Source organism: Bacillus sp. MT94 (assembly GCF_058792475.1).
Map to the genome: position 1 here is coordinate 843,172 of NZ_JBXAEZ010000002.1, position 25,332 is coordinate 868,503.

The 25,332-nt window shown below is 36.3% G+C and carries 23 protein-coding genes and 2 other annotated features; of the genes, 3 read left to right on the forward strand and 20 right to left on the reverse strand.

All coding sequences use genetic code 11. From position 1 onward, the window contains the following. Window positions 1-22: 22 nt before the first annotated feature. Window positions 23-143 (reverse strand) — a sequence feature (ribosomal protein L20 leader region). Between the two features lie 210 nt (window positions 144-353). Together thrS and ytxC are read right to left on the reverse strand one after the other, a co-directional pair. Next, on the reverse strand, window positions 354-2,291 hold the full coding sequence (gene thrS / locus AC1Q51_RS10105) for a threonine--tRNA ligase (protein WP_090976937.1): 1,938 nt from the start codon (window positions 2,289-2,291) through the stop codon (window positions 354-356). A 47-nt stretch (window positions 2,292-2,338) separates the two neighbouring features. After that, window positions 2,339-2,567, reverse strand: a binding site (T-box leader). 31 nt (window positions 2,568-2,598) lie between these two features. Further along, a complete protein-coding gene (gene ytxC, locus AC1Q51_RS10110; RefSeq protein WP_000569629.1) occupies window positions 2,599-3,480 on the reverse strand; it encodes a putative sporulation protein YtxC in 882 nt (293 codons plus the stop codon). A 236-nt stretch (window positions 3,481-3,716) separates the two neighbouring features. Between ytxC and AC1Q51_RS10115 the strand changes: the two genes are divergently transcribed. Beyond that, window positions 3,717-3,914: a DUF4177 domain-containing protein gene (locus AC1Q51_RS10115; protein WP_000464454.1), complete on the forward strand. Its 198-nt coding sequence runs from the start codon at window positions 3,717-3,719 to the stop codon at window positions 3,912-3,914. 31 nt (window positions 3,915-3,945) lie between these two features. Here AC1Q51_RS10115 and dnaI read toward each other — a convergent pair whose 3' ends face one another. From dnaI to AC1Q51_RS10175, 12 genes are all read right to left on the reverse strand, one after another. Next, entirely contained in the window at window positions 3,946-4,884 is a 939-nt protein-coding gene (gene dnaI / locus AC1Q51_RS10120; protein WP_000400120.1) for a primosomal protein DnaI, read from the reverse strand. Between the two features lie 33 nt (window positions 4,885-4,917). Next, complete coding sequence (locus AC1Q51_RS10125; protein ID WP_090976935.1) at window positions 4,918-6,327, reverse strand: replication initiation and membrane attachment family protein; 1,410 nt, start codon at window positions 6,325-6,327, stop codon at window positions 4,918-4,920. Between the two features lie 152 nt (window positions 6,328-6,479). After that, on the reverse strand, window positions 6,480-6,941 hold the full coding sequence (gene nrdR, locus AC1Q51_RS10130) for a transcriptional regulator NrdR (protein ID WP_001203687.1): 462 nt from the start codon (window positions 6,939-6,941) through the stop codon (window positions 6,480-6,482). 283 nt (window positions 6,942-7,224) lie between these two features. Further along, window positions 7,225-7,608, reverse strand: coding sequence for an adenosylmethionine decarboxylase (gene speD, locus AC1Q51_RS10135; protein WP_002003660.1), 384 nt, complete (start codon window positions 7,606-7,608; stop codon window positions 7,225-7,227). 390 nt (window positions 7,609-7,998) lie between these two features. After that, the gene (locus tag AC1Q51_RS10140; RefSeq protein WP_000198974.1) at window positions 7,999-9,027 is read right to left on the reverse strand and encodes a glyceraldehyde-3-phosphate dehydrogenase; all 1,029 of its coding nucleotides are present in this window, start codon (window positions 9,025-9,027) and stop codon (window positions 7,999-8,001) included. A gap of 109 nt (window positions 9,028-9,136) precedes the next feature. Continuing rightward, window positions 9,137-9,739 carry a dephospho-CoA kinase gene (gene coaE / locus AC1Q51_RS10145; protein ID WP_053563572.1) on the reverse strand — a complete coding sequence of 201 codons (603 nt, stop codon included), beginning with the start codon at window positions 9,737-9,739 and terminating at the stop codon, window positions 9,137-9,139. A 51-nt stretch (window positions 9,740-9,790) separates the two neighbouring features. Next, on the reverse strand, window positions 9,791-10,423 hold the full coding sequence (gene ytaF / locus AC1Q51_RS10150) for a sporulation membrane protein YtaF (protein ID WP_000281743.1): 633 nt from the start codon (window positions 10,421-10,423) through the stop codon (window positions 9,791-9,793). 72 nt (window positions 10,424-10,495) lie between these two features. After that, the gene (mutM, locus tag AC1Q51_RS10155) at window positions 10,496-11,326 is read right to left on the reverse strand and encodes a DNA-formamidopyrimidine glycosylase (RefSeq protein ID WP_090976929.1); all 831 of its coding nucleotides are present in this window, start codon (window positions 11,324-11,326) and stop codon (window positions 10,496-10,498) included. A 12-nt stretch (window positions 11,327-11,338) separates the two neighbouring features. Further along, a complete protein-coding gene (gene polA, locus AC1Q51_RS10160) occupies window positions 11,339-13,972 on the reverse strand; it encodes a DNA polymerase I (RefSeq protein WP_053563570.1) in 2,634 nt (877 codons plus the stop codon). 285 nt (window positions 13,973-14,257) lie between these two features. Next, entirely contained in the window at window positions 14,258-16,021 is a 1,764-nt protein-coding gene (gene phoR, locus AC1Q51_RS10165; RefSeq protein WP_001032099.1) for a sensory box histidine kinase PhoR, read from the reverse strand. Beyond that, window positions 16,014-16,733 (reverse strand): two-component system response regulator PhoP, encoded by a 720-nt coding sequence (phoP, locus tag AC1Q51_RS10170; RefSeq protein ID WP_001065220.1) that lies wholly within the window; start codon window positions 16,731-16,733, stop codon window positions 16,014-16,016. Before phoP ends, phoR begins: the two co-directional genes overlap by 8 nt. 162 nt (window positions 16,734-16,895) lie before the next feature. Then, window positions 16,896-17,132, reverse strand: coding sequence for a hypothetical protein (locus tag AC1Q51_RS10175; RefSeq protein WP_053563568.1), 237 nt, complete (start codon window positions 17,130-17,132; stop codon window positions 16,896-16,898). 95 nt (window positions 17,133-17,227) lie between these two features. Between AC1Q51_RS10175 and AC1Q51_RS10180 the strand changes: the two genes are divergently transcribed. Further along, on the forward strand, window positions 17,228-17,359 hold the full coding sequence (locus AC1Q51_RS10180; RefSeq protein ID WP_001238014.1) for a hypothetical protein: 132 nt from the start codon (window positions 17,228-17,230) through the stop codon (window positions 17,357-17,359). Between the two features lie 56 nt (window positions 17,360-17,415). Here AC1Q51_RS10180 and AC1Q51_RS10185 read toward each other — a convergent pair whose 3' ends face one another. The 5 genes from AC1Q51_RS10185 to AC1Q51_RS10205 all read right to left on the reverse strand — a co-directional run bounded on the left by AC1Q51_RS10185 (window position 17,416) and on the right by AC1Q51_RS10205 (window position 22,513). After that, a complete protein-coding gene (locus tag AC1Q51_RS10185) occupies window positions 17,416-17,889 on the reverse strand; it encodes a MaoC family dehydratase (protein WP_000914180.1) in 474 nt (157 codons plus the stop codon). Window positions 17,890-18,104: 215 nt separating this feature from the next. Further along, window positions 18,105-19,043, reverse strand: a complete 939-nt coding sequence (gene mdh, locus AC1Q51_RS10190; protein ID WP_000153232.1) for a malate dehydrogenase — start codon at window positions 19,041-19,043, stop codon at window positions 18,105-18,107. Between the two features lie 19 nt (window positions 19,044-19,062). Further along, the gene (gene icd, locus AC1Q51_RS10195; RefSeq protein ID WP_071731427.1) at window positions 19,063-20,355 is read right to left on the reverse strand and encodes an NADP-dependent isocitrate dehydrogenase; all 1,293 of its coding nucleotides are present in this window, start codon (window positions 20,353-20,355) and stop codon (window positions 19,063-19,065) included. Window positions 20,356-20,515: 160 nt separating this feature from the next. Beyond that, window positions 20,516-21,664, reverse strand: coding sequence for a citrate synthase (citZ, locus tag AC1Q51_RS10200; RefSeq protein WP_000503651.1), 1,149 nt, complete (start codon window positions 21,662-21,664; stop codon window positions 20,516-20,518). 387 nt (window positions 21,665-22,051) lie between these two features. After that, window positions 22,052-22,513, reverse strand: a complete 462-nt coding sequence (locus tag AC1Q51_RS10205) for a DUF441 domain-containing protein (RefSeq protein WP_000625507.1) — start codon at window positions 22,511-22,513, stop codon at window positions 22,052-22,054. 561 nt (window positions 22,514-23,074) lie between these two features. On the opposite strand from AC1Q51_RS10205, the gene ytvI reads away from it, so the two are divergent. Beyond that, window positions 23,075-24,193, forward strand: a complete 1,119-nt coding sequence (ytvI, locus tag AC1Q51_RS10210; RefSeq protein ID WP_006926492.1) for a sporulation integral membrane protein YtvI — start codon at window positions 23,075-23,077, stop codon at window positions 24,191-24,193. A gap of 576 nt (window positions 24,194-24,769) precedes the next feature. On the opposite strand, the gene AC1Q51_RS10215 is transcribed toward ytvI, so the two are convergent. Then, window positions 24,770-25,159, reverse strand: coding sequence for an FxsA family protein (locus AC1Q51_RS10215; RefSeq protein WP_000871631.1), 390 nt, complete (start codon window positions 25,157-25,159; stop codon window positions 24,770-24,772). Window positions 25,160-25,332 lie beyond the last annotated feature (173 nt).

The following is a 25,332-nucleotide window of genomic DNA, read 5'->3' on the forward strand; positions in this document are numbered from 1 at the left end:
ACATATTTTGTAGTCATAGAACCCGACAAAAAAAGTGCGGGCATACGACACCCACACTTGTAAAATCTTAAGTAAGAAATACATTTACCTGCTAACTGCGAATGCGTCCATCAGGTGAGAAGCGGGTGCTTCTACTTGTTCCACAAAACAATATTCTATTATCCTTGATGAGTTTATCATAGGACATGACGTCTGTCAAGAAGACGCGATGTGTTTTACTAACAACAAGAAATATTGTAACAAACAACTAACATACTTGCAATACTTTTTTATGATAAGTGTTACATGGTTATTTTTTCTAGTTTTTCTCTTTTATATTACAAAGAAAAGCCGCGGTATACCGCGGCTTTTTCTTATCGTTTTCCTTCTACTTTAATCATATCAACAAAAGCATCTAATGCGATTGTTTCTGATTTTTGTTCACCATATTTACGTACGTTTACGCCGTTTTCAGTTACTTCATTATCACCTACTACAAGCATGTACGGAATTTTTTGCATTTGTGCTTCACGGATTTTGTAACCGATCTTCTCTTCACGAGTGTCTAATTCAACACGGATACCAGCACGACGCAATTCGTCTTGTACTTTCTTCGCATAGTCTAAATGTACTTGCGGAGAAACTGGAATTACTTGTACTTGAACTGGAGCTAACCAAGTTGGGAATGCACCTTTGTATTCTTCAATTAAGAAGGCTACGAAGCGTTCCATAGTTGATACAACACCACGGTGAATTACAACTGGACGATGTTGCTTACCGTCTTCGCCAACATAAGTTAATTCAAAGCGTTCTGGAAGTAAGAAGTCTAATTGTACAGTTGAAAGTGTTTCGTCTTTTCCAAGAGCAGTACGAACTTGAACATCAAGTTTTGGACCGTAGAATGCTGCTTCACCTTCAGCTTCATAGTAATCAAGACCCATTTCATCCATAGCTTCTTTTAACATACCTTGTGCTTTTTCCCACATCTCATCATCCGCATAATACTTTTTAGTATCTGCTGGATCACGATAAGATAGACGGAATGAGTAGTTCTCTAAACCGAAATCTTTGTACACTTCTAGAGTTAAGTTTACAACACGTTTTAACTCTTCTTTAATTTGATCTGGACGAACGAAAATGTGCGCATCGTTTAAAGTCATTCCGCGTACACGTTGTAACCCAGATAACGCACCTGACATTTCATAACGGTGCATTGTTCCAAGTTCCGCAATACGGATTGGTAATTCACGGTAGCTGTGAATATCATTTTTATAAACCATCATATGGTGAGGACAGTTCATTGGACGAAGAACTAATTCTTCATTATCCATTTCCATTGATGGGAACATGCCATCACGGTAGTGATTCCAGTGACCAGAAGTTTCATATAACTCTCTACTTCCTAATACTGGAGTGTATACGTGATCATAGCCTAAGCTTGCTTCTTTATCAACGATGTAACGCTCGATAATACGACGAATTGTTGCACCCTTTGGTAACCAAAGTGGTAAACCTTGTCCTACTTTTTGGCTATTAGTAAATAGTTTTAATTCTTTACCTAATTTACGGTGATCGCGCTCTTTCGCTTCTTCAAGCATACGTAAATACTCATCTAATTCTGCTTTCTTAACGAATGCAGTACCGTAAATACGTTGTAACATTTTATTATTGCTATCGCCGCGCCAGTAAGCACCTGCAACGCTTAATAATTTAAACACTTTAATTTTCCCTGTAGATGGAAGGTGAACACCACGGCAAAGGTCGAAGAATTCGCCTTGCTCATAGATTGAAATAACTGCATCCTCTGGAAGATCGTTAATTAAATCTAATTTTAACTCATCACCAATTTCTTCAAAGCGACGAAGTGCTTCTGCACGTGGTACTTCATGACGAACGATTTCTAAGTTTTCGTTCACGATTTTTTGCATTTCTTTTTCGATTTTCTTGAAGTCTTCAACTGTAATTGCTTCTTCCATATCGATATCGTAATAGAAGCCATTTTCAATTACTGGACCAATGCCAAGCTCAAGCTTAACATCTTTATATAAACGTTTTAACGCTTGTGCTAAAAGGTGGGCTGTTGAATGGCGTAAAATATATAAGCCATCTTCAGAATCTAATGTAATAATAGAAACTGCACCATCTTCTTCGATTGGTGTAACAAGATCGATCATCTCATCGTTTAATTTTCCAGCTACAGCTTTTTTCTTTAAGCCTGGGCTAATAGAAGCTGCGATTTCTTCAGTTGTTACGCCTTTTGGAAACTCCTTCACAGCTCCATCAGGGAAAGTAATTTTAACTACATCTGCCATCACTGGTCACTCCTCTTTTTCTCAAAATAAAAAACACTCATCCCGTAAAAAGGGACGAGTGTTGAATTCGTGGTTCCACCCTTGTTCCAATTAACATAATTGTTAATTGCTCAAGTTCAACATAACGGTGTTGTCCGTTAGCAATTACTAGAAAAACCGTTCACTGCTAAAGTTTAGAGGTGGTAAGTAATAATCCCGTACTAGGAAGCTCACACCCTAAGGCTTCCCTCTCTGAAAATCGTAGAAAACTACTCATGTCCTCATCATAACATTTCGATATATTTCATTTATGTAGGTAATTATATGCTCAAAAACTTAGAAAATCAAGGGCGTTACCTTTATTTTTTAAATTTTTCACATTGCGCTCAAAATCATGTAATCCATGTAATTGGACCCGTTCTTGAAACACATTTCGCAAAGTAATAATCATATTATGGTCTTGTTCTTTCGTATATAAATAAATCTTTTTGGGCGAAATAGAAAGAAGCGGCGCAATTACTTTCGTATCAATATATACATCATTTTGCTTTAACAATTCCTCATCTATATATTGGACCAACTTCTCCTGTTTTAAACGTCTACCTTTATCATCATAAAAGATAAAGCTTTCATCAAAAATAAGATGCACGCAGGACAAGCGTGATTTACGGCTACTTACTTGTTGCCGAAGCGTCTCAATGAACATTTGGTATTCTTGCTCCATCTTATATTCATCAATTGCCACTTCCGCAAGTTTAGCCACCATTTCCCTATATGTACGAAGACGAAAACGGATATATGATGAAAACGAGAATGAGAGCGGATCACAAAGCCAATTATTTAAAGAAGACTTAATATATGACTCAAATGCGTTACGCGTTAAATCCTGAGCTACCCCTTTTCTTCTTCCCTTTAAAATCTCATGTGCCATGTGCAATATTTGATGACACTCTTCTTGTTCTTCATAAAAAAACTTTTCTTTTAAGATCGTATAAATCCACTCATTTTGTTTCACATTCACAATAAAATACACCATTACCGGCAATAAGATCTTTTCAATATAATTTGATTCACGTACTGGTATGTGAATCACCACTTTTTGTTCCTGTAAATACACACTCGTTTCCTTATATAATACTTCCGCTCTTTTCAGCAATTGTCTATATACGTGCATAGCATCATTTTTTTCTTCGAAGCAAATTTCAATCACTTTTGTCCCCCCTTTTATCCCTGCTCTAAAGGACTGTATCTATACGTTACAAATCCTATAAGAGTCCGTCCCGCGTGAAGTTCACTCTTAGTAGAATTACATTTCCTATCGTTAGAAAATCCACTCAATATGGCTTGCTAATTTTATATATATTAAGGGAGGGAGAAAAAAATGATACAAGCTACTATGAATTTTTTTATTGTATACTTTACTTATTACTAAAGGGAGGTATCTGAATGTTTGAATATAAATTCGTAAAAGTCGAATTTCATTGGGGGCTCACTCGCTCAAAACTAGCTGAAGACTACCAAGAAATTATTCAAGAACATGCTAGAGATGACTGGAGGTTCGTACAGATTGTTGCCCCTACGATTGGCAGTTCTGGACAACCTGAATATTTCGATCTCATATTTGAAAAGAAAATATCACTATAATACAAAAGAGCAAGCTTCTCAGCTTGCTCTTTTACTTATGACGACGGTTTTTCCCACCAATTGGAATTGGTTTCGCTAAATATTTAATTCGTTCCATAATACGTGCTGCCTTCATTTCTTCAGCCTCACCACGTTGTGTATACGTTAAATGATGTTCCAATTGTTTAAAATCAAAATTAGACGTAAAGAACGTCGGTAAGTTTTCTAACATACGGAATTGCAAGATTGCACCAAGCACATCATCACGCACAAAGCTCGACATCGCTTCTGCCCCGATATCATCTAACATTAAAACTTGCACGCGTTTAACCGCATCAATCTTTTCGCCAATCGAATTATCTTGAATCGAACTTTTAATTTCACGTAAAAATTCCGGGAAGTATACGAGCATCGAACTTATTTTCTTTCGAGCAAGCTCGTTCGCAATTGCTCCTAAAAGGTACGTTTTTCCTACACCAAATTTACCGTACAAATATAAACCTTGTGCTTTTTTACCTGGTTCATATGTACTTAAAAATTCATTCGCTGCGCCAATTGCATCGATACGTGCATTTAAGTCAGAAGGGTCTAAGTTTTCCATAGTTGCCTGTAAAATATCCGTTGGCATATATACACTTTGAACGAGTTTTTCATATTTCTTTCTCTCGTCATATGCTACTTTTCTAACGCAACGATCGTATTGAATATCAATCATCTTCCCTTGAATAACAAGCTTTGGCTCGTATCCTTGCAGCATATTTTTACATGCACCTAAATCCGGACAATCCACGCAACCTACACTTTGTCCAATATATTCATATAACTTCACAAGACTGCGCTCAATCATAGAAGTCGTTACTTCACCTTTATGTTCGTCTATAAATTCTTTCACACGCGGGTGCGCCATTACTTCTGCCTTTAATACTTCATATCTATTTTTAAAGTTTTCATTTTCCATTAATTTTGTAAATGAATTTTGAATATGCTCCATTTTCTCACCTCAAAGAGCGTTCATTCTCTTCTATTAATCACGCTTATATTTTTTTAACACTTCTTCTAATCGTTTTCGTTCATCTTCTAGCGTACTTGCATCTTTTTCTACACTTACATCTTTCTTCGCCGTTTCTTTCTCTTGTTCTTTCAGCTCTTCTTCCTTAAGCCAATCTGGCACCATTTCTTTTCGTACCGTTTTCTTCGCCGTACGGCCTTTTTTCTTCGTCTCAGCCCACTCTTGATATTGACGGTTCTCTTCTTTCGCTAACGCCATCGCGTCCGCTACTGTACCGACCTTTTTACGTGCCCAATGCCCAGCAATCTTCTCGACATACGTTTTCGCAAGTTTCATATCTGAGCGTAGCATAACGTAATAAATAAGTACATTCACAACTCCTGGTGTCAATTTTTGATTAATCATGACATCTTCAACGATTTGCAAGTCCGCTTTCGTTGCCTCTGCACCACCAGAAATCTCTTTCAATAGTTGTTTTGGCGAGATTTCCTCTAGCTGCTTTATTAACATCTCCTCTTGTGATGAAGGCTCTTTCTCTTTCATCGTACGTGCAGCATGAGGCTGTACTCTTTCACTTAGTACCGGTAATGCTTGACCATTTTCAAATTGATACCAATCGCGCGCTCCTTTTCTAAGCCTTTCCATATCAATTGTTTGCATCTCCGTCACCGCACCAAGAACGATATTTTGCATCGATAACACATCTACACCATACACGTAAGCAAGTGTTATAACGCAGTCTCTTACTTGATCTGTAATCGCCTTTTTAGGAACAAGAGCGGACAATCCATCTACAAATAAAGAGAAATCAAAGAAATCATTCCAAACTTTCGGAGCGTCTCCCTTCTCGTTACTTGGCATAGTTGTCGTTTTTGGAATACGAAGGTCTTCTTGCGCATGCTCAAGCTGTCCTGGATTAAACGAACCAAACACATCATTGAAAGAGCGCGTAACATTTTCATAAGAAGCAAAATCAAATTCTTCTTCTAAGAAATATTGCTTTACTTGATTATATTTTGTCCGACTCAATCGATTGTATAAAAAGATACTTAAAACAATATCATCAAAAAACTGCTTCGGAGATAAAGGTGGTTGCAACTCATATATGAACATTCGAATATCTTTTTCTTTCTTAATATATACCTTCAAAAGCCCAATTGCCTCTAACTTTACTCGTTCCTCATATATTTCAGGAAGTTGCATTTGCATAGTCACCATAAGGGAATGATGTGTATTCTCTTTTCCAAATACACGATCTTGCTCTAGCTCCCCCCATAGTGTCATGTATAAGCTAAAAGCTCTACTACCTATTAACGGCTGATACAACATCGTCAATACTTTTCGGTCGTAATTATGCAGTAGCCCTTTCGCACTTACTTTATAACGATCAATCGGCAATAGCTCCATCCATGACTGTTTTTCCATTCTTGCTTTTCCTTTCTCTCATCCAATCTATCCTCTACTTCATTCCTTCTATCTTCATTATATAAATTCTTAGTGAAAAAGAGCTATTAGCTTTCGCTTCTAGCTCTCTTATCCTATTACTTACGGTATGTAAAGAGAATAAAATACAACTTCTACTCTCTTTCTTTTTGCAGTATATCTTTTAATTCTTCAATAAATACATTTAAATCTTTAAATTGACGATATACAGAAGCAAAACGTACATAAGCAACATCATCAATATCGCGAAGTTCTTCCATAACAATTTCACCAATCATATCACTTTTCACTTCTGATATACCTAAATTACGCAGTTCACGTTCCACGCTTTGTGTTACTTCTTCTAATTGTCTTAAAGATACTGGTCTTTTTTCACACGCTTTAATTAAACCGCGTAAAATCTTTTCTTTATTAAACTCTTCTCGTGTGCCTTCTTTTTTAACAACGATAAGAGGTGACTCTTCTACCCTTTCAAAGGTCGTAAAGCGACTTAAACAACTTTCACACTCTCTTCTTCTTCGAATAGAGCGCCCCTCGTCTACCGGACGCGAATCTAACACTCTTGTACCATTATGAGAACAGGATGGACAACGCAATTCATTCACTCCTTTACACTATACTCTTTATTTTTCTCTACTCAATTCACCTAAAATATATATACAATATTATATAACTCATTCTAACTCTCTTACCACTTTAAGTTTCAGCGCATCACTTTATCATCTCATACTTAAAAATAAGATGGTATATAGGGCACTACCTCATTTGCAAGAGTCCAATGTATTCAACTAACGAGTACGTTATATTTTTCCTTTTTTATAAACTAAAAAAGAGGTGCATTATACACCTCTTTACATTTTAAATCAATTATGTTCTTTTTTAAAGAGCTTTTGTTTCTCTCTGCTTAATTTCGAAGCTACCAGTGCCTCGAGGAAGCTCGATGCTCTCACGCGTTTTCGCGTTTAAACCTTCTGCAATATATTCTGCAGCAACATTTGGATCAATACGATCCCCACAAGTATAAACATCAATACTTGCGTAACCGTGCTCCGGAAAGCTATGAATTGTTAAATGTGATTCTGAGATAATTACTACTCCACTTACACCTTGTGGTGCAAATTTATGGAAAGCAACCTCACGCACTTCAGCACCAGCTCTTAGTGCTGCATCCACAAATAATTGTTCAATATACGGCATGTCATTAAGCTTGTCGAAATCGCAATCCCAAAGTTCAGCGATCACGTGACGACCCATCGTATCCATAGTATCCATTCTACAGTTCCCCCTTGTAAATTTATTCTAACTGTTCGAATTGAAAACTAATTTGCAATTTGGCTTGCTCCACTACCACGGGGGAAAGTTAGTCCAGAGAGGTCCTAACCCTTTAAGTAGTGACTACGTACCTCAGCTCTTAAGTTTACGAGTGTTAGTATACTTTGTTTATTTTCATTTTGCAACAACAGTTTTTTCGATTTTCTGTCATATTTTCCTCTTTACTTTTCCCTAAAAAAAATAAACGATTCACAAATGCAGTAATCACAACGTTTCGTGGTATGTCCACTTTTTAAAATATACTTATATAATTTTTTTCCTTTTCAGAAAAAAATAAAAAAAGAGGGCAAATATTGCCTTGCCCTCTCCTCCCTTATTCACTTAAATGTGTTGCACATTTTCTTGTTTCGCTAACTCTTCAACAACTAACGTTACAAGATCTACAACACGACGAGAGTAGCCCCACTCGTTATCATACCAAGCAAGTACTTTCACTTTACGATCACCCATTACCATTGTAGATAAACCATCGATAATAGCTGAATGTGTATTTGTATTAAAGTCGATAGATACTAAAGGCTCTTCGCTGAATTCTACAATACCTTTTAACGCACCGTTTGCAACAGTTTTGAATGCATCATTAATAGCTTCAACTGTCACATCGCGTTTTACATCTACTACTAAGTCCACAAGAGACACGTTTGGTGTTGGTACACGAAGTGCCATACCATGAAGTTTTCCGTTTAAGTGCGGAAGAACTTTTGCTAGCGCTTTCGCAGCACCTGTCGTTGTCGGAATGATTGATTGTCCGCAAGCACGTGCTCTTCTTAAATCTTTATGTGGGTTATCAATATTTTTTTGGTCATTTGTATAAGCGTGAACTGTCGTCATTAAACCGTTTTCAATTCCAAACTGCTCATCTAACACCTTCACAACAGGCGCTAAACAGTTTGTTGTACAAGATGCATTTGAAATAACAGTATGTTTTGTAATATCTAATTGGTCTTCATTCACACCAACTACAATTGTTACATCTTCATTTTTACCAGGCGCTGTTAAAATAACTTTTTTCGCTCCAGCTTCAACGTGAAGAATTGCTTTTTCTTTCGAATTAAATTTACCAGTTGCTTCAATTACAACTTCAACACCTAAATCTGTCCAAGGCAATTCCTTTGGATCGCGGTTGTTTAAAAGGCGAATCATTTTTCCATCAACTAATAAGTGATCTTCAAATGCTTCTACTGTTCCGTCAAACTTGCCATGAACTGTATCATATTTAATTAAGTGTGCTAACGTTTCAGATGGATAGCTTGCATTGATTGCTACAATTTCGAATGCGCTTTCTTTTATTGCTTGACGAAATACCATTCTCCCAATACGTCCAAATCCATTAATTGCCACACGAGTCATAATATGTTATCCCCCTTGAATGCGTTATACTATTTATCTCCAATCCCAATAATAGTATAACACAAAAAGAAGATATGTCACTAAGCATTTTCATTAATTTCACAATTTTTTAGTCAATAATGTTCCACTTCTTTAAAATTACCTGCAATTGTGTTTTCGTTCCCATAATTGTGCCATCATTATTTATCACTTCATCTGCATTTTTCACTTTTTCTTCTAACGGCATTTGAGATTGAATACGAGCTGTTGCTTCTTCTTCTGAAAAGTTATTTCGTTTCATTAAACGCTCTAATTGCGTATGCGGCTTAACTGCTACAACTAAAACGCGGTCAACAAGACTTGTTAATTTGCTTTCAAATAAGAGAGGAATATCTAACACAACCGCTTGCATATCTTCTTTTATGTACATCTCCTTTTGCCTATTCATTTCCTCACGCACTGCAGGATGAACAATTTTATTTAACTGCAATCGTTTTTCTTCATTATAGAAAACGACACTTCCCAGTTTTGGACGATCTAGTTCTCCATCTTCTTGTAACACTTCCGTTCCAAATACTTCTACTATTTTGTTATATGCTGGTTTTCCTTGCTCTACAACTTCTCGTGCAATAATATCTGCATCAATAACCGGTATGCTTAGTTCACGAAACATTTGAGATACTGTACTTTTTCCACTTGCAATGCCTCCTGTTAATCCAATTACTACTGTCATAATAAGCCTCCTCATAATAAAAGGCGCGAAACTAATGTTCCACGCCCATACTTACATTTTCCAAATTCCAATTATAATGAGTAATACCCCAGGCAGGAATGTAAATTTTTGTAACCACTTCATATTCGATAAAACCGTTCCAAGTTTCATTCCAATAAATAAAAACAAAGAACTCATAATCGCTACTAATATCGCCATCATAGCGGGTGCATACCCTAATAAAGATGCACCAATTCCGGCACCAAATGAGTCTACAGAAAGAGCGATACCAAGAAGCAATGCCTCTCCTGCAGAAATGGTGCCTGATTTATCAAAATCTGCTACAGTCGGTTTCCGTAAAATTTGAATCACTAGCCCTAGCGAGGCAATCTCTAATTTCCAGACCTTCTCCTCTTGCTTCGGTTCTTCTTTTTTTTCACTTCGAAAAAATTGATACAATACCCAAATCCCTATTCCAATAAGAACAAGCCCACCGATACGCGTTGCTATAACAGGTGAAAATACTTTCGCGATCATATGTCCAATTCCCATTGAAACAAGCATAACAGCCGCTGAACACATTCCGATAATTATAATTGATCTTAGTGGAATTCTTACGCTTCTTAAACCATATGTTAGCCCTACACTACAGCTATCTAAGCTTAATGTAAAAGCTAATAAAATAAGAGATAAATAAAGGTACATCGGTAAGCTCCTCCCTTATACATAGCTCTGCTGTATGTATATGACAAATGCCTATCCGATGTTATCTCTTTTCTATATTCTTGGCTGACAAATTGGGCAGTAATGCGTTCCTCTTCCGCCAACAACTGTTTTTTCTAATATCGTACCGCAAGTTACACACGGTTCTCCTTTTTTTCCGTATACATTTAGGAGTTCTTGGAACGAACCAATTTGCCCTTGTGAGTTGATATACGTTCGAATTGTACTTCCGCCACGCTTCACTGCTTCGCCTAGCGTTGTAACGGTAGCCTCATAAATTCGCTCAATTTCTTCTATTGTCAAAGACGAAGCTTCTCGTTCCGGATGAATTTGAGAACGGAATAAAACTTCATCTACATATATATTTCCAAGCCCTACTAAAAGACGCTGGTCCAATAGCACAACTTTTATTTTACGATTTGTCTTTTGCAATCTTTCTTGTAAATACTGTGGTGTCATTTCAGCATCAAACGGCTCCGGACCTAAGTCAGCAAGAGGCATTTGGTTCATCTCTTCACCTTTCTTAAAGAGATGCATCGTACCAAACTTTCTCACATCTTTATAATGTAATTCAGTTCCATCTGTAAATAAGAAACGGACGTGCGTATGTTTATCAATCGGCTCGTCCTCTTGATGTAGTAAAAACTTACCTTCCATACGCAAATGTGAAACAATAACATAATTTGTTACATATAGAAGCAAAAACTTTCCTCTTCGCTTTATATTTTCAATCTTCTCGCCTTTTAGCATTTCTTTAAAGATTTCTGCATCATCCGGTCGTTTCACTATTTTTGGATAAGTAACAATAACATCTTCAATCGTTTTTCCTGTTACAAGATTTTCAAGTGTCCGTCTGACGTTTTCAACCTCTGGTAATTCAGGCATTTCATCACTTCCTTATTTTGCGTCGTACCAAGTTGGACCGTAAGAATAATCAACTTTCAGCGGAACTGCGAGTTCAATTGCATGCTCCATTACTTCAGGTACAAGCTGCTCTAATTTTTCAATTTCTTCTTTTGGTGCTTCAAATATTAATTCATCGTGTACTTGCAGAAGAAGACGCGCTTGTAATCCTTCTTCTTCTAAACGATCTGCCATAATAATCATCGCTTTTTTAATTATATCTGCTGCAGTACCTTGAATTGGTGTATTCATCGCTGTACGCTCAGCGAAGCTACGTAAATTGAAATTACGACTCGTAATTTCTGGAATATAACGGCGACGATTTAATAATGTAGCCACATATCCTTTTTGTTTCGCATCTTTTACGATGTCCTCCATATATTCTTGTACACCAGGGAAACTTTCTAAATACTTTTCAATAAATTCCGCTGCTGCTTTTCTTGTAATTCCTAAGTTTTGTGAAAGACCATAATCACTAATACCATACACAATTCCGAAGTTAACAGCTTTCGCTTGTCGTCTCATATTTGAAGTGACTTCATCTTTTTCAACGCCAAATACATCCATAGCTGTTTTCGTATGAATATCCATGTCATGCTGGAATGCTTCAACTAGCCCTTTATCATTTGCAATATGAGCTAATACACGCAGTTCGATTTGTGAATAGTCAGCCGCATACATAATCCAACCTTCTTCTGATGGAACAAATGCCTGACGAATCTTTCTTCCTTCTTCTAATCGAATCGGGATATTTTGCAAGTTCGGATCCGTTGAACTTAATCGACCTGTTTGCGTTAACACTTGATTAAAGCGAGTATGAATTTTAGATGAATCTTCATGTACAACTTTCAGTAAACCTTCAATATAAGTTGAATTTAGCTTCCCTAATTGACGATAATGTAAAATGTTTGGAATAATTTCATGGCGATCCATAAGCTTGTCTAATACATCAGCTGACGTAGAATAACCTGTTTTCGTCTTTTTAATAACCGGTAAGTTTAAGTTCTCAAACAGAATTACACCAAGCTGCTTCGGTGAATTAATATTAAATTCTGTTCCCGCAAGCTTATAAATTTCCTGTTCCATTTCCTTTAATCTACCTGCGAGTTCTTCTCCCATATTACGAAGACGCTCCGTATCAACTTTTACACCTTTTACTTCCATATCAGCTAATACACGCGCAAGTGGCAGTTCTAACTCTGTAAACAGTTCATATTGCTCATTCTTCTTTAACTCTTCAACGAATGTTTGCTTTACATCATATAATACATGCACTTTACGAGCCACATGCTCCGCTACTACTTCTAACTCTGGAACAGCACGCTTCGCACCTTTTCCGTAAACTTCTTCATCTGATTTCACAGCATGCGTTTCTTTCATTTTCGCTACAGTACGGAAATCTTTATCTGTATCAGCCGGGTCAAGTAAATAAGCAGCGATTAATAGATCAAAGTCAATCCCTTGCATATCTATCCCATTCCATTTCAGTGCAACGATTGCTCGCTTCGCATCAAATGTATGCTTTCTCATTTCTCCATTTGCAAGCCATGCTTTAAATGCATCCGATGCAAGAGCAATATCCTTCTGAATAAAGTAGCAACCATTTTCATTTTGAATACCAAAGCCTTGAATGTCCGCCTTATGATAATTATCTTCTTGCACTTCTACGATAAGCGCACTATCTTGCTGAAGCATTTCTTCTGTAACTTCTTCCACAATATCAAATGTAATATCATCTAATTCAGCTGGAGCTGTTTCTTCTGGCGTAACGCCTAATTTATTTAAAAGAGATGTAAATCCTAAACTCTCGAACATTGGAATCACATCACTTGCTTCATATCCTTTATACGCCATATCATCCACATGAACTGTAATCGGCGCATCTGTAATAATAGTCGCAAGATCTTTACTCATAAGAGCTTGTTCTTTATTTTCTTCTAGTTTTTCTTTTAATTTCTTCCCGCTTACTTGATCTAGATTTTCATACACTTCTTCAACCGTTCCAAACTGTGTTAACAATTTAATCGCCGTTTTTTCACCAACTCCTGGTACACCCGGAATATTATCTGATTGGTCTCCCATTAAACCTTTCATATCGATAATTTGCTTTGGTGATAAGCTATATTTTTCAAATAAAGCTTCTTTCGTATATTCATCTACTTCCGTAATCCCTTTTCGCGGAATACATACAAGCGTGTTATCAGAAACAAGTTGAAGTAAATCTTTATCTCCTGAAATAACTTTTACACTTGCTCCTTGTTCACTCGCTTCTTTTGCTAGCGTTCCCATAATATCATCCGCTTCATAATTTTCTAATTCATAACGCGGTACGTTGAATGCATCCAGCATCTCACGAATAAACGGGAACTGCTCTGATAATTCAGGTGGAGTCTTTTGACGTCCTCCTTTATACTCACTATACGTTTTATGACGGAAGGTTGTTTTGCCTGCATCAAACGCCACTAACATATGAGTTGGCTTTTCTTCCTCTAATATTCTCATTAACATCATTGTAAAACCGTAAATTGCGTTCGTATGTATACCTTTGTCGTTATTTAAAAGCGGTAGTGCAAAGAAAGCACGATACGCGATATTATTACCATCTACTAATACGACCTTTTTTTCCAAAATTGAAACCTCCCCATACAAATTTGAAATGATTTTTTTCACAGAAAAAAACCGTTCCTTTCCTCTCTCTATATTAACATGACTAATAGAGAGAAGAAAAATAACGGTTATTTTCTTTCATATATAAAACAGACTTATATTGGCATAAAGGGAAGTGACGAGAACAGCTTAACTATTCTCGTCCAAAATTACTCCTTGGATGAAGGGGTTTTCATGTATTATATTAACAGAGCTTTATTAATATTTAATTAAGCCATTGTTAATATATTGTAAACATCCTTCATCCTATTTTTCAGTTGCTGATTTTGGTAAAACAACTGTAAATGTTGTCCCTTCCCCAACTTCACTATCCACTGTAATTGTACCGTGATGCGCCTCTACTAAATGCTTTACAATTGATAATCCGAGGCCTGTACCACCAGTATTTCTACTTCTCGCTTTATCCACTCGGTAAAAGCGTTCAAAAATACGCGGAATTTCCTCTTTACTAATACCAATTCCAGTATCCGATACTTTTATATAAGCATTATACTTATCTTCCGCTAACTCTACTGAAACAACGCCTCCAGCCGGTGTATATACGATCGCGTTATTTATTAAATTAATAAAGATTTGTTTCAAACGACTTGGATCTCCAATAACAGAAGCACGTTTTAATACATTCACTTGTAAAGAGATTTCTTTTTCTCCTGCTTTATTATCAAGCACCATATGAATATCTTCAAGCAGCCCCTTCATGTCAACGGTTCCCATATTTAATTTAAATCCTTGTTGTTCGATCTTTGACAAATCTAATAAATCTTCAATTAATCCTTGCATGCGCTCACTTTCTTTTAAAATAATGTGCAAGAAATGTTCGCAGAATTTTTTATTATCCATCGCTCCGTCTAAGAGTGTTTCTGAAAAACCTTTAATAGAAGTAATCGGTGTCTTTAATTCATGAGAAACATTCGCTAAAAAGTCTTTTCTCATTTGTTCTAATTTCTTTAACTCTGTTATGTCATGGAATACGAGAACAATCCCTTTCCATTCATGGTTTGTCCCGATAATCGGCGCTCCATATACTTCGAAATGCTTCCGCTCAATTCCAAGTGGCAATAACATTTGTTTACGCACTTTCACTTCTGTCATAAAGATTTCTTCTACAAGCTCAATAATTTCTGTATGATGAAACGATTCATAATATAAGCGATCTAAATATTCTTCATCTGTTACGTGGAAAGTTTCCTTATAAGAGCGGTTTACAAGGTTTATATACCCGCGGCTATCAATTAAAATCATTCCGCTTCCCATATTTTCAATTAACGTATGCAGACGATCTTGCTGCATTTCTTGTTCAAGTGTCATCTCTTGTAAGTTACGAGCTAAAATATTAATCGCTTTACTCAGCATTCCTGTTTCATCCGAATGACTTTCGTATGCACGTGCTTTATAATTACCCTTTGCCAATTCAATTGCAACTTTTGTAACCGATTCAATCGGCCTAATATATTGCCCTGTAATTTTCATACCTAAAAATACAACTACGAGACAAGCAATAACAAATCCGATAATTAATAATCCCCACGTTTTTTGATGTACGTCTTTTAAAGGATCGATTGTACTTTTCACCAAAACGTATCCTTGTTTTCCTTCTACATCTTGAACGAACACCGCATGATAAAATTCATTCTTTCGATCTGTCTCTTTCGTAATCACTTTACTTCGTTGTTTTGCCAATTCCGAAGTAAGTTCTTTAATCGTCTCTGGACTAAATGCCAATTCTTGTCCTTTTCTATATTGAACTTTCTTTTTTTCATCCACAAATACGATAGAAGCTGGTATTTTTTCTTCTAACTTTTCAAATACGTATGGATTTTTTAAGACATTATCAAAACCTTGCTCTTCTGCTAACGCCGCAACATACTCCGTCTCTTTTACCATTCTCTCTTTAGCATGATCTATATAGTAGTTTTCAAACACAGTTTCTAGCAATAAACCTAGTCCAACTAAAATAAATACAATAAGAGAAACAAATGTAAAAAGAAGCCTGGAACGAAATTTATTCATTCCCTTTTGGCTCCTCTAATTTATATCCTAAACCACGTATCGTTTTAATGTACGTCGGTTTTTTCGTATTTTGTTCAATTTTATCGCGCAAATGGCTAATATGAACATCAACAATTCGTGTATCACCAGCAAAATCGTAATTCCATACAGCACTTAATAATTGATCACGCGTCAACACGCGACTTTTATTTTTCGCAAGATACACAAGTAGTTCAAATTCTTTTGGTGTTAATTCAAGCTTTCTTCCTTGGAAATAAGCCTCATAAAACTCCGGTAAAATTTTAAGTTCTGCAATTGTGATGCTATCTTCATCTGGCGCTTCTGCAACTTGTTCTTCTTGTTGTAATTTCGTGCGGCGCAAAATCGCCTTCACACGAGCAACAACTTCCCTTGGACTAAATGGCTTCGTCATATAATCATCTGCCCCAAGTTCAAGGCCTAGCACCTTATCAAACTCATCATCTTTTGCCGTTAACATTAAAATCGGCGTCATAACGCGCTGCAATCGTAATTCTTTACACACTTCCATACCATCCATTTTCGGAAGCATTAAATCTAATATAATTAAATCTGGGCGTTCTGTTGTCGCTTTTTGAAGCGCCATTTCTCCATCCATCGCTGTTATAACTTCAAACCCAGCTTGTTGTAAATTAAATTCGATTAAAGTTAAGATAAATTCCTCATCATCAACTACTAAAATACGATTGTTCATTCTTTTCCTCCAAGTTATAGACTTGAAACCTTCTTCATCCTAGTATTTTCCCCGTTATTCTCATCATACTAGAAAACAAGGTCCCTCTCAATATAATTGTCTATTCATGGAGATCGTTTGTGTAGAATTGAGAAAATAGAAGTAATTACGATTCACCTGCAACTATACAGGATTTTGCCAAACTTTATAGATTACTCTCTCTTCTTTAAAGCTCACTTCCGTATGAACTATAAAATCTTGATTTTGTGCTAGGAAAAACGAAAGAGCATACGCTATTTTATAATCCGGTGTTTCATATCCATCAAATACTCTCCCGTACATTTCATTCGCAACCCCGTCTGCCCACACTTCAGCTTCTCTTACCGTTTCAAAGATAACGTTTTCTCCTTTCCACCTCATCTTAAAGAATCACTCCTTCCATTGACTTAAATTATTAAATTATAATATAGTAAATATTGTTAATCCAATAATCTGAATATAAAAAGGGGTCTATTATGCGACTATTACTACCTATTTTAACTTTAGTAGTAACATGTTTCCTTACTTTTAACGTACCGAGCTGGGATACGATTAAAACGGGGTGCTCAGAATTTGCTGAAGGGTTCAAAGAAGGATTTTTCAACTAAAAATAGCGCTAGCATCCTTATTCAAGGTATGCTAGCGCTATTCATATTTTCATCTTTTAAAAATTATCTAATGCTTTTTCCATAATGGAAACAGATTTAAAAGGCGGCGTGACTGTTAATGAACCTTTTACAACAGTTTCTCCTTTTTCATCATGAGCAGATACAAGCATATCAATTGTATGTTCCTCCTCAGAAACAGCCACAACTTCAAAGTGGATTTGTAACGTTTCATAATGGTGAACATGCTTCACGAACGTAAGGTCCTTTCTCGTAATATGACTTCCTGGACCCGGTAAATATTTCGTAACCGCCGTTGTAATCATTCCCGTTAGCATAATGCTTGGTACAATCGGCTTTTCATACGGAGTTTGGGATGCGTAATCATGCTGAATATATAATGGATTGGCATCATTCGTTAACCCTAAGTACAATAACAAATCTTTATCCTCAATTTTTTCAGTGATAGATAATTTCTCTCCTACTGTAATTTCATCCATTTTACGACCAATTTGAACTTTTTTCTTTAACATGTTACAACCCCCTCCGATTTTTTCACCTTATTATCCTACTAAAAGCGATACCTTATCCGAAATTTACTATGATGAGGGCAATGTATAGTATAAATCTATAGTTTCATTATAGGATACTACAAATGATAGCGTTTTCATATTATTTCAAAAAAACAATTCGGTAAATAGTAGAAAAAGATTCGGAATCCCGAATCTTTTTCACTACTATTCAATTATTAAACAAGAACTTTCATTACGTTACGTACAGATTCTACAGAGCGATCTAACGCTTCTTTTTCATCTGCAAGAAGTTCTAATTCAATAATTTTTTCAATTCCGTTACCACCTAGAATTACTGGTACCCCTAAGTAAAGGTCACTATAACCATACTCACCTTCAAGGTACGCAATAGCTGGTAATACACGGCGTTGATCTTTTAAGATTGCTTCTGTCATTTCAACTAAAGAAGCTGCTGGTGCGTAATATGCACTACCGTTTCCTAATAAGCCTACAATCTCACCGCCACCTTTACGTGTACGTTCTACGATTGCTTCTAAACGCTCTTTCGGAATTAACGTTTCTAACGGAATACCGCCTGCATAAGAATAACGCACAAGAGGTACCATGTCGTCACCGTGTCCACCAAGAACAAATCCTGTAATGTCTTTCACAGAAAGATTTAATTCTTGTGCGATGAATGTACGGAAACGAGCTGTATCTAATACGCCCGATTGGCCAATTACACGCTCTTTCGGGAATCCTGCTTCTTTAAATACAGAATATGTCATTGCATCAACTGGATTTGTTAACACAACAATAATTGCATTTGGTGAATGTTTTGCAATGTCGCGCGTAATACTTTTCATAATTTTAGAGTTCGTTGCTACTAAGTCATCACGGCTCATACCAGGCTTACGTGCAATACCTGCTGTAATAACGACAACGTCAGAATCAGCAGTATCTGCGTAATCAGATGTTCCAATAATGTTAGCATCAAAACCTTGTACTGGGCTCGCTTCTAACATATCTAACGCTTTCCCTTTTGTTGGATTTTCCAGTTGTGGAATGTCCACTAATACAACATCTGCAAGTTCTTTTTGTGCTAATAAGAATGCCGTTGTTGCTCCTGTAAATCCTGCACCGATGACTGAAACTTTCTTGCGTTTGATTGTCATAATTTACCCCCCGCTTTAATTATGCGTTTTTGATTATCGCTACATCCATGTTTTTAATAAGCTCATTAGCAAACTCAGAACACTTCACTTCTGTTGCGCCTTCCATTAGGCGAGCGAAGTCATATGTTACTACTTTTGATGCAATTGTTTTCTCAACTGAATCTGTTACTAATTTCGCTGCTTCATTCCATCCTAAGTGTTCTAATAATAATACACCTGAAAGAAGAACTGAAGATGGGTTTACTTTATCTAAACCTGCATATTTTGGAGCTGTACCGTGTGTAGCTTCAAAGATAGCATGTCCAGTCACATAGTTAATGTTTGCACCAGGTGCAATACCAATTCCACCTACTTGTGCAGCAAGTGCATCAGAGATATAGTCACCATTTAAGTTCATTGTTGCAACAACATCGAACTCACGTGGACGAGTTAAAATTTGTTGTAAGAAGATGTCTGCAATAGAATCTTTTACGATGATTTTTCCAGCCACTTCAGCGTCTGCCATCGCTTTATTTGCTGCATCTTTACCATCTTTTTCAACAATGCGATCATATTCAGCCCAAGTAAATACTTTGTCGCCGAATTCTTGTTCCGCTACTTCGTAACCCCAGTTTTTGAAAGCACCTTCTGTAAATTTCATAATGTTTCCTTTATGAACTAATGTAACAGAAGAGCGTTTTTCATTAATTGCATATTGAATTGCAGCACGAACAAGACGCTTTGTCCCTTCTTCTGAGATTGGTTTAATACCAATACCAGATGTTTCTGGGAAGCGGATTTTATTAACACCCATTGCTTCTTTTAAGAAAGTAAGAACTTTTTCTGCTTCTGGAGATCCTTGTGCATATTCAATTCCAGCATAAATGTCTTCTGTATTTTCACGGAAAATAACCATATCAGTATCTTCCGGACGTTTTACAGGTGAAGGAACACCTTCAAAATAACGAACTGGACGTAGACATACATATAGATCTAATTCTTGACGAAGTGCTACGTTTAGAGAACGAATACCACCGCCAACTGGAGTTGTAAGTGGACCTTTAATTGCGATTAAATATTCGCGAATTAAATTTAAAGTTTCTTCTGGTAACCACTCGCCTGTTTGGTTGAATGCTTTTTCCCCTGCAAGCACTTCTTTCCAAACGATTTTCTTCTCACCATCATAAGCTTTTTCAACTGCTGCTTCTATTACGCGAGATGCAGCTGCCCAAATATCAGGACCAATTCCATCTCCTTCAATAAATGGAATAATCGGATTGTTTGGTACATTCATAACACCATTAGTTACAGTAATTTTTTCACCTGTCGTCAATGTGATAACCCCCATGTTTGAAATTTCATATGTATGAAACTGAGGGAATAACCCCTCAGTTCAAACCGTTAGTCAAATTAAAATATTCTAATCATTACATCTTTCCGAAAAAATCAGACTTTTGAAAGCGTATTTTCACTATCGAAATAGTGTTTTTCACTTATCTTTGTGCGATTGGAACATACACTTGATGCGTTGGTCCATTATAATCAGCACGCGGACGGATTAAACGGTTGTTTTCATATTGTTCTAGAATATGAGCTAACCAGCCTGACATACGGCTAATTGCAAAAATAGGTGTAAATAAGTCATGGTCAATTCCTAAACAATGGTATACAGAAGCTGAATAGAAATCGACATTTGGTGGAAGACCTTTTTCTTTTGTTACAATGTCTTCAATTTTGATAGACATATTATACCATTTGTCTTCTCCTAAAAGCACGCATAATCTCTTAGACATTTCACGTAAGTGTTTTGCACGTGGATCACCTTGCTCATACACACGGTGGCCAAAGCCCATGATTTTCACTTTATTTTGAAGAGCATTATGAATATATGACTCTACATTTTCTTCTTCGCCAATTTCAGTTAACATCTTCATTACATTTTCATTTGCCCCACCGTGAAGAGGACCTTTTAATGCACCGATTGCTGCTGTAATACCAGAATATACATCTGACAGTGTAGCTACGCAAACACGTGCAGTAAATGTAGAAGCGTTTAACTCATGATCTGCATGAAGTACAAGTGCCTTATCAAAAGCTTCAATTTCAACTTCATTTGGCTCGCGATCATTTAACATGTACAAGAAGTTTGCAGCTAATGATAAATCTTTTCTTGGCTCAACAATATCTAAACCTTTACGGATTCTCGCGTAAGCAGCAACTAAAGTTCCCACTTGAGCCTGTAATTTAACCGCTTTCAAATAATTGGACTTTTCATCCATAATTTCAGCGCTCTCATCGTATAATGATAGCATGGAAATTGCAGTTCGTAAAACAGACATCGGATGTGCAATTTTTAAATCTACTTGTTTCAAATATGTTAAAATCTCACCTGGAACTTTATAGTATTCAGATACAATTTCATTAAATTCCGCTAGTTCTTTTTCATTAGGAAGCTTGCGGTGCCATAATAAGTACACTACTTCTTCAAACGTAGCATTCTCAGCTAAATCATCAATATTATACCCAACATAAGTTAATGTATCATCAATAATAGAGCTCACAGATGATGTTGTTGCTACTACCCCTTCTAAACCTCGAATAACAGTCATGACATTCTCTCCTTTTCCTGAAAATTCTCCCAACCTTGCTCCTTATATCTATTTGCTCCCCTTATGAATTATGAACGCCCGTTCACTCTTTAGGCAAGCAAAATGCACGATCATGCAAATTTGTTGCGATGTTCCCCTCTTATTGTCCATTGTTTACATGGAAAGCATGAGCGTGAATGTCTCCCCGAATCCTCACGCTCAAAACAACAAGTTAGTGAGGAAAATACATTCCGAAGAGTTTTATGATAAAAACAACATAAAACAATATCATTATAAAATTGTTTTATGTTGTTTTTATTTTATCTGGTGTAAAGTCTCTGCTGTTATGTAACTTTTCAAAGTTTCTAATCCTATTATAAACAATTATCTGACTTTTGTGAACAGAAAGAATTCAAAAATTTTATATTACTATAAAATTCCTTATTTAAACATTTGTATAATACTCATAACCGCATAGGCAATTCCAGCCCCAATTAACGGACCAACAGCAACCCCATTAAATAGCGCAACCGCTATAATTGTCCCAAAAACAAGCGCAGTTGTAATGTGAGGATCCGTTGTCAACAATTGTACGCCGCCTTTCGCTAACAAAGCGACCGCTACACCTGAAGCTAAAGCAATCCACGCATAATAAGATTTTGCCGCTTCTCCAAGTTGTTTAAAACCTATTTCCCCCGTCGCAATCGGTACGAGCACCGCTATTGTAATGACCGTTACACCTAGGTTAATTCCTTTCGTTTGTAGATAAGGAAAGACCTTATCTCCTAAAAACGTAAACTTCAATAAAAATAACACACCAATAGCCACAGTAAGCGATTGGTTTTTCGCAATAAGTCCTATAATAAGTAGTATGAATAAAAATAACGTTGACTGACTAATCATGTTTGCACTTCCTTTCTGAAAATAATGAACTCATTTCCAAACAAAAATACCTTTAAACCTATCGTTATACATGATATATCGATGCCTATTCAACATGAATCACTTCATTTTTTATGTATTTTAAAATGATAAATTGAGACTTTCACCATAAAAATTTAAGCATGTATACATTTTAAAAAACAGGCGTCTCTTCTTTCTTTTCTAATTAGAAACAGGTAAAATAAAAAGAAGAGAAAATGAAGTTTTTACCATATAGTAGAAGCATCAACACCAAGCTTTCACAGTCACTCACATACTGAAAAAGCAAGAAAAATCCATCATTCCACTATAACATAAAGTGAAACTTTAATCAGTGGGGCATTTTCCACTGATTATTAGTTGAACCAATCGGGCTTTTACGGGCAGTTTATCTCCATCTAACTCCTTTGATCCAGCCGCACTTCGGGTAGGAGATTTACTGCCCGTTAATGCGGGGTAAAGTGAAACTTTAATCAGTGGGGCACACTCGTTATAAGTTGAACGAATTAGGATAATCCAAATTGGAATGGGAGGTATACATCTTTGAACCGAAACTTACTATATATGATATTGCGACTCATATTTGTCATTGTAGCAACGGTAGCTGGGTTCTATGTATTACTATACATGTCAGGGCTTATCTATCCTTTTATTATCGCTTTTGCATTTGCTTATTTGATTAATCCTGTCGTCAATTTCCTTAATCAAAAACTACAATTTCCTCGCGCACTAGCAGTACTCGTTAGCTTAATTCTCGTATTTGGAGCTATCGTTGGACTTGTTACATATCTTGTGACTGAAGCAATATCTGCCACAACATACTTACTACAACTTGTTACAGTAAAGTTTCCAGATATCGTTACATTCGCCCAGCAATTTGCACTTAATCATATTATGCCTCTCTACGATGATTTAATCTCTAAATTTAATCATCTTGGAGAACCACAGCGCTATACAATTACACAAAACATTCAAAACTTAGGAACAGAGGCAACAACACAAATGAAAGAACTTTTAACCGCCATTATAAGCGGGTTAACGAATTTCATTAGTGCACTGCCAACAACTTTAACTGTCCTTGTATTCATTTTATTAGCCACTTTCTTCATTAGTTACGATTGGCACCGTCTTGCTCAAAAAGCAAGAAAATTACTACCAAATCGTGTACATGGCTACGGAAAAACTATTTTTGTCGACTTAAAAAAAGCTTTATTCGGTTTTGTGAAAGCACAACTTACACTCGTATCTATGACAACCGTTATTGTACTGATCGGACTTTTAATATTACGCGTACCATACGCCATTACTATTGCGATTATTACAGGAGTTGTAGATTTACTACCATATTTAGGAACAGGCGCAGTCTTCGTTCCATGGGTTATATACGTATTTTTCACTGGCGATACCGCATTCGCCATTGGTCTTCTCATTTTATACATCGTCGTGATTGTCCAAAGACAAATTATGGAACCGAAAGTACTTTCATCTAACATCGGTCTCGATCCATTAGCAACACTCGTCGCTCTATTTGTCGGCTTTAAACTTTTTGGCTTTTTAGGATTAATCATCGGTCCAGTCACCTTAGTACTACTTAATACATTACACAAAGCTAATGTCTTCCATGACTTGTGGAAATATATTAAAGGTTCACCTTCAAAATAACAGTTTCTAATTCATACAAAAAATCAAGCTATAATCAGTGGGAAATTCCCACTGATTATTCCTTTTACCTATTTTTCACACTACTTACACGCAACAAGAGCATTACCCAGAAACAGGATAATCCTCTTGTTTTTTTGCATAAAAAAAACACATATTCTAGCTAAAAATACATTTTTATTCTATTTTATCTATAATTATTACTTACATTTATTACTTTTTATGTAAATGAATAAATATACAAAATGGCATAAAATAAGGCTTCAACTAACAATCACCACCTTTTATATGAATTCTTTACACCAATCGCTCCTTTATATACAAAAGCAAAACTTTAATTTGGCTGCATTTCGCACCATCTTATTCATCCAAATTAATAGCACTAAAAAATCACACGTTTAATCGAAGCACAACAAGAGTTCAAACGAAAATTATATAGCAAATATAATAAGCGGACATTTTGTTCATCCCCACTCATCATCCCCCCACAAATAGTGCGGTAAAGCAAAGCCTCAATCAGAAAGCTCCCCTCCTCTTACAAGACAAAAAAATAGCACTTAGATCGTTATAATCTAAGCGCTACTTCTGAATGATAATAGTAGAGTTCTTTCTAAACTTCCATTCCATCCACTTCATAACAAGCGGCTTCAATAAAGCTCTCGTAATAGGGATCACGCAGATAAACCCTAGCACATCTGTCACATAACCAGGAAGCACTAAGAGAATACCTCCTACAAATACAAAAATACCATCTAGTACTGCCTCACCTGGCATTTCCCCTCTATTCAACTTAGATTGAATCTCTCCAAGCACTTTAAATCCTTGTCTTTTCGCCAAATACACACCTACTACACCTGTAAATACAATCATAGCGAACGTAGACCATAAACCTATTACATGACTTGATCCGATTAAGACCGTAATCTCAATCGCCGGTATTAAAATAAACAAGAATAGTAACCACTTCATAGTTCTACACCTCTCTCACAACTCACTTTTAACGCCCTCACAACGCCTATATACATCATATGAAATATAATACCCTTTCATATTAAAACCCATAACAAACAGCTTTTAAAAGCAATTCTAGGCGTTTTAAGCTAACTCTATCTCGTTTTTGTGTAAAAAAAAGAGAAGGACTC

Bases quoted from the DNA above. Each gene is read 5' to 3' on its own strand.
- thrS (WP_090976937.1), bottom strand. From the start codon at position 2,291: ATGGCAGATGTAGTTAAAATTACTTTCCCTGATGGAGCTGTGAAGGAG.
- AC1Q51_RS10115 (WP_000464454.1), top strand. From the start codon at position 3,717: ATGTTTGAATATAAATTCGTAAAAGTCGAATTTCATTGGGGGCTCACT.
- dnaI (WP_000400120.1), bottom strand. From the start codon at position 4,884: ATGGAGCATATTCAAAATTCATTTACAAAATTAATGGAAAATGAAAAC.
- AC1Q51_RS10125 (WP_090976935.1), bottom strand. From the start codon at position 6,327: ATGGAAAAACAGTCATGGATGGAGCTATTGCCGATTGATCGTTATAAA.
- speD (WP_002003660.1), bottom strand. From the start codon at position 7,608: ATGGATACGATGGGTCGTCACGTGATCGCTGAACTTTGGGATTGCGAT.
- AC1Q51_RS10140 (WP_000198974.1), bottom strand. From the start codon at position 9,027: ATGACTCGTGTGGCAATTAATGGATTTGGACGTATTGGGAGAATGGTA.
- coaE (WP_053563572.1), bottom strand. From the start codon at position 9,739: ATGACAGTAGTAATTGGATTAACAGGAGGCATTGCAAGTGGAAAAAGT.
- ytaF (WP_000281743.1), bottom strand. From the start codon at position 10,423: ATGTACCTTTATTTATCTCTTATTTTATTAGCTTTTACATTAAGCTTA.
- mutM (WP_090976929.1), bottom strand. From the start codon at position 11,326: ATGCCTGAATTACCAGAGGTTGAAAACGTCAGACGGACACTTGAAAAT.
- phoR (WP_001032099.1), bottom strand. From the start codon at position 16,021: ATGAATAAATTTCGTTCCAGGCTTCTTTTTACATTTGTTTCTCTTATT.
- phoP (WP_001065220.1), bottom strand. From the start codon at position 16,733: ATGAACAATCGTATTTTAGTAGTTGATGATGAGGAATTTATCTTAACT.
- AC1Q51_RS10175 (WP_053563568.1), bottom strand. From the start codon at position 17,132: ATGAGGTGGAAAGGAGAAAACGTTATCTTTGAAACGGTAAGAGAAGCT.
- AC1Q51_RS10180 (WP_001238014.1), top strand. From the start codon at position 17,228: ATGCGACTATTACTACCTATTTTAACTTTAGTAGTAACATGTTTCCTT.
- AC1Q51_RS10185 (WP_000914180.1), bottom strand. From the start codon at position 17,889: ATGTTAAAGAAAAAAGTTCAAATTGGTCGTAAAATGGATGAAATTACA.
- mdh (WP_000153232.1), bottom strand. From the start codon at position 19,043: ATGACAATCAAACGCAAGAAAGTTTCAGTCATCGGTGCAGGATTTACA.
- AC1Q51_RS10205 (WP_000625507.1), bottom strand. From the start codon at position 22,513: ATGATTAGTCAGTCAACGTTATTTTTATTCATACTACTTATTATAGGA.
- AC1Q51_RS10215 (WP_000871631.1), bottom strand. From the start codon at position 25,159: ATGAAGTGGTTACTATTCTTGTTTATTTTAATACCGGCGATTGAGATT.